12 protein-coding genes are annotated in these 15,905 nt (G+C 68.3%); 9 read left to right on the forward strand and 3 right to left on the reverse strand.

Annotation, left to right across the window (positions count from 1 at the left end; all coding sequences use genetic code 11):
• The first annotated feature begins 15 nt into the window (after positions 1-15).
• The 9 genes from UC35_RS14660 to UC35_RS14700 all read left to right on the forward strand — a co-directional run bounded on the left by UC35_RS14660 (position 16) and on the right by UC35_RS14700 (position 11,402).
• Complete coding sequence (locus tag UC35_RS14660; protein ID WP_061500933.1) at positions 16-1,677, forward strand: acyl-CoA carboxylase subunit beta; 1,662 nt, start codon at positions 16-18, stop codon at positions 1,675-1,677.
• A 10-nt stretch (positions 1,678-1,687) separates the two neighbouring features.
• The gene (locus tag UC35_RS14665) at positions 1,688-2,878 is read left to right on the forward strand and encodes an acyl-CoA dehydrogenase family protein (protein ID WP_061500935.1); all 1,191 of its coding nucleotides are present in this window, start codon (positions 1,688-1,690) and stop codon (positions 2,876-2,878) included.
• Between the two features lie 20 nt (positions 2,879-2,898).
• Complete coding sequence (locus tag UC35_RS14670) at positions 2,899-4,755, forward strand: acetyl/propionyl/methylcrotonyl-CoA carboxylase subunit alpha (protein WP_061503851.1); 1,857 nt, start codon at positions 2,899-2,901, stop codon at positions 4,753-4,755.
• The gene (locus tag UC35_RS14675; protein WP_061500937.1) at positions 4,752-5,906 is read left to right on the forward strand and encodes an acyl-CoA dehydrogenase family protein; all 1,155 of its coding nucleotides are present in this window, start codon (positions 4,752-4,754) and stop codon (positions 5,904-5,906) included. The genes UC35_RS14670 and UC35_RS14675 overlap by 4 nt, the downstream gene beginning before the upstream one ends.
• A complete protein-coding gene (locus UC35_RS14680; protein ID WP_061500939.1) occupies positions 5,903-6,385 on the forward strand; it encodes a thioesterase family protein in 483 nt (160 codons plus the stop codon). Before UC35_RS14675 ends, UC35_RS14680 begins: the two co-directional genes overlap by 4 nt.
• A 333-nt stretch (positions 6,386-6,718) precedes the next feature.
• Positions 6,719-7,861: a DUF3300 domain-containing protein gene (locus UC35_RS14685; protein ID WP_061500941.1), complete on the forward strand. Its 1,143-nt coding sequence runs from the start codon at positions 6,719-6,721 to the stop codon at positions 7,859-7,861.
• 2 nt (positions 7,862-7,863) lie between these two features.
• Positions 7,864-8,832, forward strand: a complete 969-nt coding sequence (locus UC35_RS14690) for a DUF2950 domain-containing protein (protein ID WP_082793225.1) — start codon at positions 7,864-7,866, stop codon at positions 8,830-8,832.
• A 133-nt stretch (positions 8,833-8,965) separates the two neighbouring features.
• Positions 8,966-10,408: a DUF3300 domain-containing protein gene (locus UC35_RS14695; protein ID WP_082793227.1), complete on the forward strand. Its 1,443-nt coding sequence runs from the start codon at positions 8,966-8,968 to the stop codon at positions 10,406-10,408.
• A gap of 22 nt (positions 10,409-10,430) precedes the next feature.
• Entirely contained in the window at positions 10,431-11,402 is a 972-nt protein-coding gene (locus UC35_RS14700) for a DUF2950 domain-containing protein (protein WP_227820334.1), read from the forward strand.
• Here UC35_RS14700 and UC35_RS14705 read toward each other — a convergent pair.
• The 3 genes from UC35_RS14705 to UC35_RS14715 form a co-directional block, all read right to left on the reverse strand.
• Positions 11,350-12,513 carry an AI-2E family transporter gene (locus UC35_RS14705; protein WP_061500944.1) on the reverse strand — a complete coding sequence of 388 codons (1,164 nt, stop codon included), beginning with the start codon at positions 12,511-12,513 and terminating at the stop codon, positions 11,350-11,352. The two genes, UC35_RS14700 and UC35_RS14705, sit on opposite strands and share 53 nt — an antisense overlap.
• A 124-nt stretch (positions 12,514-12,637) precedes the next feature.
• The gene (locus UC35_RS14710) at positions 12,638-13,810 is read right to left on the reverse strand and encodes an ABC transporter substrate-binding protein (protein WP_061500946.1); all 1,173 of its coding nucleotides are present in this window, start codon (positions 13,808-13,810) and stop codon (positions 12,638-12,640) included.
• A 130-nt stretch (positions 13,811-13,940) separates the two neighbouring features.
• Positions 13,941-15,797, reverse strand: coding sequence for an AMP-dependent synthetase/ligase (locus UC35_RS14715; RefSeq protein WP_061500949.1), 1,857 nt, complete (start codon positions 15,795-15,797; stop codon positions 13,941-13,943).
• Between the last annotated feature and the right edge of the window lie 108 nt (positions 15,798-15,905).

Here is a 15,905-nt window from a genome sequence, read left to right on the forward strand (position 1 = left end):
GTTGCGCCACCCGCGATGAGCAGCTTTGCCTCCGCCTGGAATCCGCAGGGCGAACCCGCCCAGGCGCGCCGCGCGGCCATGCTGGAGCGCATCGCGCAGTTGCGCGCGCTCGAGGAGCGCGCCGCCGCCACCTCGGCCCGGTCCAAGCCCGTGTTCGACAAGCGCGGCCAACTTCTGCCGCGCGAGCGCGTCGCGCTGCTGCTGGACGCGGGCACGCCTTACCTGCCGCTGTGCTCGCTGGCGGGCTACCTGCAGGACACCCGGGAAGCCGCGCAGTCGGTGCCGGGCGGCGGCATCGTCGCCGGCATCGGCTTCGTCGGCGGCGTGCGTTGCATGATCGTCGCCAGCGACTCCGGCATCGAGGCCGGGGCGATCCAGGCCATGGGGCTGGACAAGATCCTGCGCGTGCAGGAGATCGCGCTGCAAAACAAGCTGCCCTTCATCCACCTCGTCGAAAGCGCCGGCGCCAACCTCATGCGCTACCGGGTGGAAGGATTCATCCATGGCGGCGCGCTGTTTCGCAACCTCGCGCGGCTGTCGGCGGCCGGCATCCCGGTGATCACCGTGCAGCACGGCTCGGGCACCGCGGGCGGCGCCTACATGCCGGGGCTGAGCGACATCGTGATCATGGTGCGCGGCCGCTCGCGCGCCTTCCTGGCCGGCCCGCCGCTGCTGAAAGCGGCCACCGGCGAGATCGCGACCGAAGAGGAGCTCGGCGGGGCGGAGATGCACACGGCGGTGTCGGGGCTGGGCGAGTACCTGGCGGAGGATGACCGGCATGCGCTGGGGATCGCGCGCGATGTGGTGTCGCGGCTGGCCCTGCGCAGCGCCCCCCTCCCAGCCTCCCCCCGGAGGGGGGAGGAGCAGGCACTCCCTCCCCCACCGGGGGAGGGCTGGGGTGGGGGCGCTCCGGCCTCGGAAGAACTCCTCACCCTCATGCCCACCAGCCTGCGCGAACCCCTGGACATGCGCGAGATCATCGCGCGGCTCGCCGACGATGCCGACCTGCTCGAATTCAAGGCGCTGTACGGCGCGGCCACGGTCTGCGCGCAGGCGCGCATTGCCGGCCATGCGGTGGGCTTCATCACCAACAATGGCCCGATCGATGTCGCCGGTGCGAACAAGGCCACGCACTTCATCCAGATGATGTGCCAGCTCGGCCACCCCATCATCTACCTGCAGAACACCACCGGCTACATCGTCGGCAAGCACAGCGAGCAGGACGGGATGATCAAGCACGGCAGCAAGATGATCCAGGCCGTGACCAGCGCCAACGTGCCGCAGATCACCATCCAGTGCGGCGCGTCCTTCGGCGCCGGCAACTACGGCATGTGCGGCCGCGCCTATGCGCCGCGGTTCCTGTTCAGCTGGCCGAGCGCGAAGACCGCGGTGATGGGCGGCGAGCAGGCGGCGCAGACCATGCAGATCGTCACCGAAGCCGCGCTGGCGCGAAAGGGCATCCAGCCCGATCCCGTGCAGTCGAAGGCGCAGTTCGACCAGATCGTCGCCATGTTCGAGGCGCAGGCCGACGCCTTCTACACCTCGGGCCTGCTGCTGGACGACGGCGTGATCGATCCGCGCGACACGCGCGCGGTGCTGGCCTTCTGCCTGGACACGATACGGGAAGGCGAGCAGCGGCAGTTGCGGCCGGTGCAGTTCGGTGTGGCCCGGATGTGAGGAGACACGCATGCAGTTCAGCCACGAACACCTCGAGATCCAGAAGACGCTCAAGCGCTTCATCGACGACGAGATCAATCCGCACGTGGACGAGTGGGAAGCCGCGGAGATGTTCCCGGCGCACCAGGTGTTCAAGCGCCTGGGGCAGCTCGGCCTGCTCGGGCTGACCAAGCCCGAAGCCTTCGGCGGCGCCGGGCTGGACTACTCCTACGCGCTGGCCATGACCGAGACGCTGGGCCACATCGAATGCGGCGGCGTGCCCATGGCGATCGGCGTGCAGACCGACATGGCCACGCCGGCGCTGGCGCGCTACGGCAGCGACGAATTGCGGCGCGAGTTCCTGGCGCCGGCCATCGCGGGCGAAACCGTGGCCTGCATCGGCGTGAGCGAACCGGGCGCCGGCAGCGACGTGGCGGCCATCAAGAGCCGGGCGCGCAAGGACGGCGACGACTACGTGATCAGCGGCCAGAAGATGTGGATCACCAACAGCCTGCAGGCCGACTGGATGTGCATGCTGGTCAACACCGGCGACGGCCCGATGCACAAGAACAAGTCGCTGGTCATCGTGCCGATGCGGGAGAACGGCAAGCTGCGGCCCGGCATCGAAGTGGCGAAGAAGATCCGCAAGATCGGCATGAATGCCTCGGACACCGGCCTGATCTACTTCGACGAGGTGCGGGTGCCGCAGCGCTACCGCATCGGCGCCGAAGGGCAGGGCTTCATCTACCAGATGCAGCAGTTCCAGGAAGAGCGGCTGTGGGCCGCGGCCAGTTGCCTGGTGTCGCTGTCCAACTGCATCGGCTGGACCATCGAGTGGGCGCAGGAGCGCAAGCTGTTCGGCGCATCGCTGGCCGACCAGCAGTGGGTGCAGTTCAAGCTGGCCGAGCTCAAGACCGAAGTCGAATGCCTGCGCGCGCTGACCTACCGCGCCTGCGAGCTGTACGTGCAGGGCCAGGACGTGCTGGAGCTGGCGTCCATGGCCAAGCTGAAGGCCGGGCGCCTCAATCGCCTGGTGCCCGACACCTGCCTGCAGTTCTGGGGCGGCATGGGCTTCACCTGGGAGAACAAGGTCTCGCGCATGTACCGCGACGGCCGCCTGGCCTCCATCGGCGGCGGCGCCGACGAGGTGATGCTGGGCATCCTGGCCAAGATCATGGGCATCGCGAAAAGATCAGCCCCCTCCCCCACCGGGGGTGGGTAGGGGTGGGGGCGCTCGTGAGGATCCGACGGCTGCTGATTGCGAATCGCGGCGAGATTGCGCTGCGGGTCATTCGGACGGCGCGCCGCCTGGGCATTGAATCCGTCGCGGTGTACTCCGATGCGGACGCCGGCGCCCTGCACGTGCAGGAGGCTACCCTGGCCCACGCGCTGGGCGGCAACGCCTCGGCCGAGAGCTACCTGCGCATCGACAAGCTGATCGCCGCGGCGCGCGCCACCGGGGCCGATGCGGTGCATCCCGGCTACGGTTTCCTGAGCGAGAACGCCGATTTCGCGCAGGCGGTGGTGGACGCGGGCCTGGTCTGGGTCGGGCCACCTGCCGCGGCAATCCGTGCGCTGGGCAGCAAGTCGTCGGCCAAGGCGATCGCGCAGGCGCGCGGCGTGCCCTGCCTGCCGGGCTACTTCGGTGCCGACCAGTCCGACGAGTGCTTCGTGCGCGAAGCCGGGCGCATCGGCTACCCCGTGATGGTGAAGGCCGCAGCGGGCGGCGGCGGCCGCGGCATGCGGCTGGTGACCGAGGCTGCGCAACTCGCGGCTGCGTTGCGCAGCGCCCGTTCCGAAGCGCAATCGTCTTTCGGCTCCGGCGAGCTGCTGCTGGAACGCGCCCTGCTCGCGCCGCGGCATGTGGAAGTGCAGGTGTTCGCCGACGCACACGGCCACTGCATCCACCTGGGCGAGCGCGACTGCTCGGTGCAGCGCCGGCACCAGAAGCTGGTCGAGGAGTCGCCCAGCCCGGCGGTCGATGCGGCGATGCGCGAGCGCATGGGGCGCTGCGCGGTGGACCTCGCGCAAGCCGCCGGCTATGTCGGCGCCGGCACGGTGGAGTTCCTGGTGGACGGCGCCGAGTTCTTCCTGATGGAGATGAACACGCGCCTGCAGGTCGAGCATCCGGTGACCGAGGCCGTCACCGGACTGGACCTGGTCGAGTGGCAGCTGCGCGTGGCACAGGGCGAGCCTTTGCCGCTGACGCAGGAAGAGGTCACGTTTTCCGGCCACGCCATCGAAGTGCGCCTGTGCGCCGAGGACGAGAACTTCGCTCCGCATACCGGCACCGTTCAGGAATTTCACCCTCCCCCTCCGGGGGAGGGTGGGGGTGGGGGCGCTGCTCGCCTGCGTTTCGACCATGCCCTCTTCAAAGGCGTCGAAGTTCCGCCTCACTACGACTCCCTCCTCGGGAAACTCATCGCCCACGCCCCCACCCGCGAAGAAGCCATCGCCCGCCTGGCCGCCGCGCTCGATCGAACGCAGCTGCTCGGCGTTCCGACGAACCGGCGCCTGCTCGCGGCCTGCCTGCGGCATCCGGAATTCCGTGCCGGGCGTGCGTTGATCCCCTTCCTGCAGCAGCACGGCGACGAATTGCGCCGCCAGTTGCAGGACGAGGAAGCCGCCTTGCTTCAGGGCGCCTGCGCCGCCGCGCTGGCACCGCCCGCGCCGGCTCTGGCCTGCCCCTACGCGCGCCCGCTGCGCATGCGCCATCGCGGGGCCATCGTCGACATCGCCGCAGGGCAGGCCACGCATACGGCGCGCGTGCTTAAGGCACCGCTGGGACCGTCGCGCTGGCATCTGCAGGCCGGCACGGTGGACCTGATCGTCGAGGACGCTTCGTTCGAGCCGGCGGCGCGCGGCGGCGGCCACAACCCCTCCGACGAGCTGCGCGCGCCGTTCAACGGCAAGGTGATCGAAGTCAAGGCCCGGCCGGGCGCGAGCGTCGCCCGCGGCGACACGCTGCTGGTGATCGAATCGATGAAGCTCGAGCACGCGCTGGCGGCCGCCCGCGATGCGGTGGTCAAGTCCATCCATGTCGCGCCGGGCCAGCAGGCGGCCACCTCGCAGGTACTGGTCACGTTCGAAGCCGCATGAATGCCGACCTGAAGGCCGACCTGGCTGCGCTCACCGACACGGTGCGGCGCTTCACGCTCGAGCGCATCGTCCCGAACGTGGACGCGTGGGAAAAGGCCGGGCTGGTGCCGCGCGAGCTGCACCGGGAAGCCGCGGCGCTTGGCCTGCTGGGTTTGGGCTATCCGGAAGAACTCGGCGGCACGCCAGCCCCCTACGCGCTGCGCCATGCGGTGTCGGTGACCATGGCGCGCCACAGCGCCAGCGGCGGGGTGATGGCGGCGCTGTTCTCGCACAACATCGGCCTGCCGCCGGTCCTGCGCCATGACAGCGCCGAGCTGCAGCGCGAGATCATCCCGCCGGTGCTGCGCGGCGAACGCATCGCGGCGCTGGCGATCACCGAGCCGGGCTGCGGCTCGGACGTGGCGTCGCTGCGCACGCGCGCGCGCCTGGACGGCGCCGAGTGGGTGATCGACGGCGAGAAGGTGTTCATCACCTCGGGCATGCGCGCCGACTGGATCACGATGGCGGTGCGCACCGGCGAGGCCAAGGGCGCCTCGGGCATTTCCATGATCGTGGTGCCGGGCGACGCGGCCGGCCTGTCGCGCACTGCGCTCGACAAGATGGGTTGGCTGGCTTCGGATACCGCCCACCTTCGCCTCGACGGCGTGCGGGTGCCGGCGCGCTTGCTGGTGGGCGAGCAGGGCGCCGGCTTCAAGATCGTCATGAGCAATTTCAACGGCGAGCGGCTGGGGATGTCGGCCCTGGCGCTGGGCTTCGCGCAGGCCTGCTTCGACGAAGCGCTCGACTGGGCGCGCCAGCGCCAGGCCTTCGGCGGCGCGCTGATCGACAAGCCGGTGATACGGCACAAGCTGGTGGACATGCAGATGCGCATCCGCTCGACCGAAGCTTGGCTGGCGACCGTGACGCAGCTGGCCGACGAAGGGAAATTGGAATCTGACCCCGATTGCGTGGCGCAGGTGTGCATGCTGAAGAACCACGCGACTCAGGCGATGCAGTTCTGCGCCGACCAGGCGGTGCAGATCCTGGGCGGCATGGGCTTCATGCGCGGCACGCGCAGCGAGCGTGTCTACCGCGAGGTGAAGGTCATGATGATCGGCGGCGGCGCCGAGGAAATCATGAAGGAGCTGGCGGCGCGACAATTGGGGCTATGACCAAGAATCCCGGTGCCGCCCCCGCCTTCGAGCCCGAGTTCATCGCGGGGCTCAAGCAGATCTTCGAGGAGAAGATCGTCTTCAACCAGGTGCTGGGCCTGAAGATCGTGACGCTCGCGCCCGAGGGCGTGGTCGGTCGCATCGAGATGAAGCCCGAGCTGGTCGGTCACTTCTCGTATAACCGACTCCACGGCGGCGTGATCAGCGCGAGCCTCGACGCCATGGGCGGCCTGGCTGTGATGGCCGCGATCGGCGCGCGTCACCTGGACGAGCCGCCGATGGAGCGCCTGCACCGCTTCTCCAAGCTGGGCACCATCGACTTGCGCATCGACTACCTCCGGCAGGGCATCGGCGAGCATTTCGAGTTGCGCGCCGAGGTGATGCGACTGGGCTCGCGGGTGGCCTCCACCCGCATGGAGTTCCTGGCCGCGGACGGCAAGCTGCTGTCCACGGGGTCGGCCGCCTACATCGTTTCCTGACGCGATTTGTAACCCCGTCGTTCCCCGGACCCTAGTGGCCGGGGTAGGCCTGCCGAGTTATGGTCGCGTGAGATCACACGAACGCTTGGAGCGGTCATGGCTGCATTCATCTCACGCGTGCTGGTGCATACGAGCTTCGTCGGCTTGGCGCTGTTGGGCTGTGCCTATCCGGTGCCGGTCCCGGTACAGGCCCCACCGACGACAGTCACGGTGACGCAGGGGCCGGCCCCGCAGAGCGCCCCTCCCCAAAGTGCGCCCCCGCGGCAGAGTGCTGCTCCCCCTCAAAGCGCACCTCCCCCGCAGAGCGCGCCCGCGCAGGGTTCTGGTTTCTCGATGGAACAGCTGGACCAGATGGTGGCACCGATCGCGCTGTATCCGGACTCGCTGCTGGCGCAGATCCTCATGGCTGCGACCTATCCGTCGGATGTGGCTGATGCGGCCAAGTGGTCCAAGGCCAATCCCAACATGAAGGGCGACGAGGCGACCAAGGCGGTGCAGAACCAGCCCTGGGACCCGGCGGTGCAGGCGATGGTGGCTTTTCCGCAAGTGATCCAGATGATGGGCGCCAAGCCCGACTGGACGCAAAACCTGGGCGACGCTTTCCTGGCTTCGCCCAAGGATGTGCTCGATGCGGCGCAGCGCCTGCGCGCCAAGGCGCAGCAGCAGGGCAACCTGAAATCCAGCGAGCAGCAAAAGGTGGTGGTGGAGCAGGCGCCGGAGACTCAGCAGACGGTGATCAAGATCGAGCCGGCCAATCCTGAAACGATCTACGTGCCCGCGTACAACCCCGTCACGGTGTACGGCGCCTGGCCTTATCCAGCCTATCCGCCGTACTACTGGCCCCCGGACCCCTTCTACTACCCCGGTTACTACCCGGGCGCGGCCTTCGCCTCCGGGATCATGTGGGGGATCGGTTTTGCGGCGGCCGGCGCCATATGGGGCAACTGCAACTGGGGTGGTGGCGACATCAACATCGACGTCGATCGCTTCAACAACATCAATCGCAACAGGCAGATCGACAGGGGCCAGAACAAGTTCAAGCACAACGCCGAGAATCGGCGCGGCACGCCGTATCGCGACCAGCGCAGCCAGCAGCAATTCGGCCGGCAGTCCGCCGACGCGGCGCAACGCAGCGGCTATCGCGGGCGCGATGCCGCCGGGGGTCGCGAAGCGCAGCGCCAACAGGCGCAGTCGGCGCTGCAGCAGCGTGGCTTCTCCCAAGGCGACGGGCGCGGCGGCGGTGGATTCGGCGGCGGCAACAACGCCTTCCAGGGCGCACGCGACCCGGGCGCATCACGCCAGCAGATGGACCGCGGCAACGCCAGCCGCCAGTCGTTCTCGCAGCACGGCGGCGGCGGTGGCGCTCGCGCCAGCGGATTCAGCGGAGGAGGCGGCGCGCGCGCGGGCGGTGGCGGATTCAGCGGTGGCGGCCGGGCAGGCGGTGGTGGTGGACGTGGTGGCGGCGGAAGGAGATGACCATGAAGAAGTTCATCCTGCTCAATTCGGTCGTGGCTGCGGCGCTGGCGCTGGCGCCAGGATGGGCGCTTGCACAGCAGTCCGCGGAAGGCCAGAAGGCCGCTTCGGCGCCGAAGGCGCAGGCGCCAAAGCCGGCGCCGCCGCCGAAGTCCTATCCGAGCGCCGAGGCCGCAGCCGCGGCGTTCACCGATGCGCTGCGCAAGAACGACCGTACGGCGCTGGGCGTCGTGCTCGGCCAGAACTGGCGGCGCTATGTGCCCGCCGAAGGCGGACCGGATCGCGAAGACGTCGATGCCTACCTCGCCGACTGGGACAAGGCGCACAAGATCGTCAATGAGTCCGACAGCAAGGCCGTGATCTCGGTGGGCGAAGGCGGCTGGACCCTGCCGGTTCCCATCGTCAAGGTCAAGTCGGGCTGGCGCTTCGACCCGGCGGCCGGCGCCGACGAGATGCGCGTGCGCGCCATCGGCCGCAACGAATTGAACGCGATGCAGGCCGCGCTGGCTTATGTCGACGCCCAGCGCGACTACGCGTCCAAGGACCGCGACAAGACCGGCGTGCGCTACTACGCGCAGAAGTTCGCCAGCAGCCCCGGCAAGCACGACGGCCTGTACTGGGACGATCCCATAGGCAAGGACGAGAGCCCGCTCGGCCCAGTGTTCGCCGGCAACAAGCCGACCGGGGGCGGCTATCACGGCTACCACTTCCGAATCCTCACGGGCCAGGGCAAGGAGGTGCCCGGCGGCGCCTACAGCTACATCAGCGGCGGGCGCCTGCGCAATGGCTTCGGGCTGATCGCCTGGCCGGTGAAATATGGCGAGACCGGCGTCATGAGCTTCATGCTCAACCACGAAGGCAAGCTGCTGGAGAAGGACCTCGGCCCCAACACCGCCACGGTGGCGGGCCAGATGAAAACCTTCAATCCGGACGCGGGGTGGAAGCCGGCGCCGACGCAGGCGGCGTCGAAGTAGAGATCTGGTGGTCCCGCGCTTCCAACGGCGCTGACGCGATTTGTAACCCCAGCCTTCCCCGAACCCTAGTGGCCGCGGCAAACCTGTCACGTTATGGTCGTGTGAAATCAATCAGACAGCGAATGGAGCGGTCATGGCTGCATTCATCTCTCGCGTGCTAGTGCATACGAGCATCGCCGGCTTGGCGCTGCCAGGCCCGGCCTACCCGGTAGCGGTCCCCGTGCAGGGGCCGCCCACGGCGATCACGGTGGCGCAGGGTACGGCACCGCAGAGCGCCCCTGCCCAAAGCGCGCCCGCGCAGGGTTCCGGTTTCTCACAGGAACAGCTGGACCAGATGCTGGCGCCCATCGCGCTGTATCCGGACTCGCTGCTGTCGCAGGTCCTGATGGCCGCGACCTACCCGTCCGACGTGGCGGAGGCGGCCAAGTGGTCCAAGGCCCACAAGGACATGAAGGGCGACGAGGCGACCAAGGCGGTGCAGGACCAGCCCTGGGATCCGGCGGTGCAGGCCATAGTCGCTTTTCCCCAGGTGGTCCAAATGATGGGCGACAAGCCCGACTGGACGCAGAACCTGGGCGACGCCTTCCTGGCTTCGCCCAAGGATGTGCTCGATTCGGCCCAGCGCCTGCGTGCCCAGGCGCAGAAGGCGGGCAACCTGAAGTCGTCGGAACAACAAAAGGTGGTGGTCGAGCAAGCGCCGCAGACGCAGCAGACGGTGATCAAGATCGAGCCGTCCAATCCGGAAACGGTCTATGTTCCGGCCTACAACCCGACCACGGTGTACGGCACCTGGCCTTATCCAGCCTACCCACCTTACTACTATCCGCCGTCGCCTTACTACTACCCCGGCTACGTCCCGGGCGCAGCGCTGGCTTCGGGAATCGCGTTTGGCATCGGTGTGGCGGCGGTCGGTTCGCTCTGGGGTAACTGCAACTGGGGCGGCGGCGACGTCAACGTCAACGTCAACAAGTACAACAATATCAACTCCAACCGGCAGATCGACCGGAGCCAGACGAACTTCAAGCACAACGCCGAGAATCGCCGCGGCACGCCGTACCGCGACCAGCGCAGCCAGCAACAGTTCGGCCGGCAGTCCGGCGATGCGGCGCAACGCACGAACTACCGCGGGCGCGACGCTGCGGGCGGCAGTCGCGACGCGCAGCGCCAGCAGGCCCAGTCGGCGATGCAGCAGCGTGGCATTTCGCAGGGCGATCGCGCGGGTGGTGCTGGCGCCGGAGGGCGAGCGCAGGGCGCTGGCGCCGGGGCCGGGGCGGGCGGGCGCGCACAGGGCGCTGGGGCCGGGGCGGGTGCTGGCGCGGGCGCGGGCGGACGCACGCAGGCCGGCGGTGGCAGCAATGCCTTCCAGGGCGCGCGCGATCCGGGCGCATCACGCCAGCAGATCGACCGCGGCAACGCCAGCCGCCAGTCGGCCTCGCAGCACGGCGGCGGCGGTGGTGGTGCCCGCGCCAGCAGCGGATTCAGCGGCGGCGGTGGCGCGCGCGCGGGTGGCGGTGGAGGTGGTGGGCGGGGAGGCGGTGGTGGTGGTGGACGCGGCGGCGGCGGCGGCCGGCGCTAGGGTGGGTCCGAAGGAGATAACCATGAATAGAAAGTCCCTGATCCTCGACTCGATGCTGGCTGTGGCGCTGGCGCTGGCGCCAGGATGGGCGCTTGCACAGCAGTCCGCGGAAGGCCAGAAGGCCGCTTCGGCGCCGAAGGCGCAGGCGCCGAAGCCGGCGCCGCCGCCGAAGTCCTATCCGAGCGCCGAGGCCGCAGCCGCGGCGTTCACCGATGCGCTGCGCAAGAACGACCGCGTCGCGCTGGGCGTCGTGCTCGGCCAGAACTGGCGGCGCTATGTGCCCGCCGAAGGCGGACCGGATCGCGAAGACGTCGATGCCTACCTCGCCGACTGGGACAAGGCGCACAAGATCGTCAATGAGTCCGACAGCAAGGCGGTGATCTCGGTGGGCGAGGGCGGCTGGACCCTGCCGGTTCCCATCGTCAAGGTCAAGTCGGGCTGGCGCTTCGACCCGGCGGCCGGCGCCGACGAGATGCGCGTGCGCGCCATCGGCCGCAACGAATTGAACGCGATGCAGGCCGCGCTGGCGTATGTCGACGCCCAGCGCGACTACGCGTCCAAGGACCGCGACAAGACCGGCGTGCGCTACTACGCGCAGAAGTTCGCCAGCACGCCCGGCAAGCACGACGGCCTGTACTGGGACGATCCCACAGGCAAGGACGAGAGCCCGCTCGGCCCAGTGTTCGCCGGCAACAAGCCGACCGGGGGCGGCTATCACGGCTACCACTTCCGAATCCTCACGGGCCAGGGCAAGCAGGTGCCCGGCGGCGCCTACAGCTACATCAGCGGCGGGCGCCTGCGCAATGGATTCGGGCTGATCGCCTGGCCGGTGAAATACGGTGAGACCGGCGTCATGAGCTTCATGCTCAACCACGAAGGCAAGCTGCTGGAGAAGGACCTCGGCCCCAACACCGCCACGGTGGCGGGCCAGATGAAAACCTTCAATCCGGACGCGGGGTGGAAGCCGGCGCCGACGCAGGCGGCGTCGAAGTAGCGGCGGGCGGTGGGACGGCGAGCGGTGAAACGCCAGCCGGCGAGGCGTGCTGCTGCTCGCGCTCCTCGGTCAACATGTCCCAGCAGACCAGGAACAGCGCGGCGATCACCGGCCCGATGACGAAGCCGTTGATGCCGAAGACCGCCAGCCCGCCCAGCGTGGCGATCAGCACCAGGTAGTCGGGCATGCGCGTTTCCTTGCCGACCAGGACCGGGCGCAGCACGTTGTCCACCAGCCCGATCACCAGCACGCCCCAGGCGACCAGGCCGAGCCCGGCGGTGATCGAGCCCGTGGCCAGAAGGTAGATCGCCACCGGCCCCCACACCAGGCCTGCGCCCACGGCGGGCAGCAGGGACAGCAGCGCCATCACCGCGCCCCACAGCAGCGCGCCGGTGATGCCCAGCACCGAGAACGCGACCCAACCCAGCGCGCCCTGAACCAGCGCCACCAACACGTTGCCCTTGACCGTGGCGCGCACCACGGTCGCGAAGTGGTCGATCACGCGGCGCGTGTGGTAGGGCTCCAGCGGCAGGGCGCGGATGGCGAGCGCGGCGATGCGCTTGCCGTCGCGCAGCAGGAAGAACAGCAGGTACAGCATCACGAAGAAGTTCAGCAGGAATTCCAGCGTGTTCTGGCCGATGGTGAAGGCCCGCACCGTGATCTGCTGGCTGCTGGCGGCCAACGCCGACACCAGCTTGCGCTGCACGGCCCCCAGGTCTTCCAGCCCGACCCGGTCCAGCAGCGCGCGGGCCCACTCGGGCAGCGCGTTCATCACCTGCTGGAAATGGTCGCCGATCGCATACTGGCCGGACTTGATGCGCTCGTAGAAAGCGGTGGCTTCCTGGGCGACCGCCGACGCCAGCAGCGCCATCGGGATCAGCACGATCACCACGATCACCAGCAGCGTGCCGAAGGCGGCCCAGCCGCGGCGTCCACGGCACACCTGCACCGAGCGGTCCTGCAGCGAGGAGAACACGATGGCGATGAACACCGCCCACAGCACCGCCCCGATCAGCGGCCACAGCACCACCCCGAACAGTACGGTGACCAGCGCCACCAGCAGCAGCAGGGCCTTGTCCTGTAGCGTCGAGGGGTGGAGCGGTCCGGGCATGGGTTGCGCGGGATTATCGCCCGCGAAGCTGAGGAACAAAGAGAAAGGCCGCCATCAGGCGGCCTGCGGGGTGATGGGGTGCCGGGAGCGGGGGGGGGGCGCCCCGGCCGGCAACCGGCTCGTTTCAGGGTTGCTTGATGTAGTCCGAGACCACCTTCCACTTGCCGTCCTGGATCTGCGACAGCCGCGACTGGTCGTTGCCCAGGCGCTTGGTGGCCGTGTAGGTGGAGCGGGGGCCTCCGAACATGTCGGGTTCGAAGGTCATGGAGTCCATCGCTTTCACGAAGGAATCGGTGGTGAGGTTCGGACCCGCCTTGCGTGCCGCCTGGATGAACTGGTCCATGATGAGGTAGCCGTAGACAGAGAACACCGTCGGATCCTCGTTGAACCGGGTCTGGTACTTGGCAGCCCAGAAGCGGATCGGTTGCGCGGCTTCGTCCAGGTACGGGTGCTGCACCGTATGGGTGGCGTACAGGCCGTCCATGGCCTTGCCGCCCAGTTTGTGGATCAGGTCGGTGTAGGCGGCGCTGGACCCGAGGAACACCGGGCTGAAGCCGGTCTTGCGCGACTCGGCGATGGTCCCGATGGTCTCGCGGATGATGGTGCCCAGCACCACCAGGTCGCAGCCCGATGCCTTCATCTTGGCGACCTGCGAGGAGAAGTCGGTGGCGCCGCGCTTGTAGGTCGTCTTCTCGGTCACTTCCATGTTGATCGTCTTCAGGCCGGCTTCGGCGCCGCGCTGCACCTCCAGGCCGAAGTCGTCGTCCTGGTACAGCGTGCAGACCTTCTTCGCGTTCTTCTCCTTCACCAGCTTGGGCAGGGTCATGCGCATCTGGTCGTAGTAGGTCGCCGCGAACGAGTACTTCAGCTTGTGCAGCGGCTCGTACATCTCGCGCGCCGCGGTGATCGGCATGAAGTTGACGATGTTCTTCTCGAACTGCACCGGCATGGCCGCCATGTTCTGCGCGGTGCCGATGTGGCCGACGATGATGAACACCTTGTCCTGGTTCACCAGCTTCTGCGCCGCCAGCACGGCCTTCTTCGGGTCGTAGCCGTTGTCCTCGGCGATCAGCCGGATCTTGCGGCCGTTGACATTGCCCTGCTGCTCGTTCAGCTCCTGGATGCGCAGCAGCATGCCGTTGCGCGCCTGCTTGCCGTAGCCGGCGATCGGTCCGGAGAGGTCCTGGATGGTGCCGACGACGATCTCATCCTTGGATACGCCCTGCTGCTGCGCGACGGCCAGGGTGCTGGCCAGTGCCAGGCTGGCGAGGGCGGCGAGTTTGGCCTTGTTCTTCATCCTGTCTCCTTTGAGGGGGGCTGCAGTGGAAGGTCGCCTCATTCTTGATGGGGCGCGGGGTGTGTCAAGGGCGGAATCCCGGAGCGCTCTCACCCCGCCTCTCCCGGAAAAAGAGGGCGGGTGAATCCCCTCACGCGTACATCGCCTCGATGCGCTCGGCGTACTTTTGCTGCACCAGCTTGCGCTTGAGCTTCATGGTGGGCGTCAACTCCTCGTCTTCGGCGCTCAATTGCGTATCGAGCAGGAAGAAGCGCTTGATCTGCTCCACGCGGGCGAACCTGGCGTTGACGCGGTCGATCTCGCCCTGGATCAGCTCCTGCACCTGGGTCGTCCGCGTCAGGCTGGCGTAGTTGGAGAAGGGCACGTCATGGTCCTGCGCGAACTTCTCCACGTTGTCCTGGTCGATCATCACGATCGCCGTGAGGTAGGGGCGGCGGTCGCCGACCACCACGGCGTCGGTGATGTAGGGCGAGAACTTCAGCTCGTTTTCCAGCTCGCTCGGCGTGATGTTCTTGCCGCCGGCGGTGATGATGATGTCCTTCATCCGGTCGGTGATGTGGAAGTAGCCGTCCGCGTCCATCGAGCCGACGTCGCCGGTGTGCAGCCAGCCCTCGGCGTCGATGGTCTCGCGCGTCTTCTCCGGCTGGTTCAGGTAGCCCATGAACACGTTGGTGCCGCGCACCAGGATCTCGCCGGTGGCCGGGTCGATCTTCACTTCGTTGTAGGGCGCGGCCGGCCCGATCGAGCCGGGCTTGATCTTGGTGGGCGTGATGCCGGTGGACGCGCCGCAGGACTCGGTCATGCCCCAGACCTCCAGCATCGGAACGCCCAGCGCCAGGTACCACTTCACCAGTTCGGGCGAGATCGGCGCCGCGCCGGTCACCAGGAAGCGCGCGCGATGGATGCCGATCAGCTTGCGCACGTTGTCCAGCGCGAGCCAGCGCGCCAGCATGAACTTCGCCTTGAGCAGGCTGCCCACCGGCTGGCCGGCCAGCACGCGGTCGGCGATCTGCGTGCCCACGCCGATCCCCCAGCGGTAGGCGGCCTGCTGCAGCGGCGTGGACTCCTTCAGCGCGATCATCACCGCCGAATAGAACTTCTCCCAGATGCGCGGCACCGCAGTGCACACCGTGGGTGCGATCTCGCGCACGTTCTCGGGCACCGTTTCCGGGTTCTCGACGAAGTTAAGGATGGCCCCGGTGTACATCCCGAAGTACTCGCCGCCCACGCGCTCGGCGATGTGGCATAGCGGCAGGAAGGCCATGCGCTCGTCGCGCTCGTCCTGCTGCACCAGGATGTTGTAGCCGCGCACGATGAAGACCAGTCCGCGGTGGCTGTGCATCGCGCCCTTCGGCTTGCCGGTGGTGCCCGAGGTGTAGACCAGGATGGCCAGGTCTTCCGGCTGGCGCGCCTGCACGCGCGCCGTCAGTTCCTGGGGGTGCTGCGCGTTGTACTCGCGTCCCAGCGCCCGCAGCTCATCCAGGCTGATCACGCCCGGGTCCTGCAGCTCGCGCAGGCCCTCCATGTCGAAGACGACGATCTTCGTGAGCAAGGGCAGCTGCGCGCGCACTTCCAGCGCCTTGTCCAGCTGCTCGTCATCCTCCACGAACAGGACGCGGGTGCGCGAGTCCTCGCACAGGTAGTGCACCTGCGAAGCCGCGTCGGTGGGATAGATGCCGTTGGACACGCCGCCGCAGGACAGCACGGCCAGGTCGGCCAACACCCACTCGATCACCGTGTTCGACAGGATGGAAGCGGTCTCGCCCGCCGCCAGCCCCAGGCTCATCAGCCCGCCCGCGATCTCGGCCACCGCGTCGCCGGTCTGCTGCCAGGTCCAGGCGCGCCAGATGCCCAGATCCTTCTGGCGCATCCACACCCGCGGCCCGCGCTCGCGCACGCCGTTCCAGAACATCTGCGGAATGGTCTCGCCCTCGAGCACCACGCGCGTTTCGGGCTGGATGTGACTGAGGTCCCAGAGATTGCTCATGTGGCTTGCCTTTCTCCTTCCCCCTCCGGGGGAAGGTCGGGATGGGGGCGCTTCTCCACCAAGCGCCCCCACCCCCGCCCTCCCCCGGAGGGGGAGGGAGCGCCCAGG

Origin of the sequence: Ramlibacter tataouinensis (genome assembly GCF_001580455.1) — a bacterium.
In the GTDB taxonomy this organism is placed as follows: domain Bacteria; phylum Pseudomonadota; class Gammaproteobacteria; order Burkholderiales; family Burkholderiaceae_C; genus Ramlibacter; species Ramlibacter tataouinensis_B.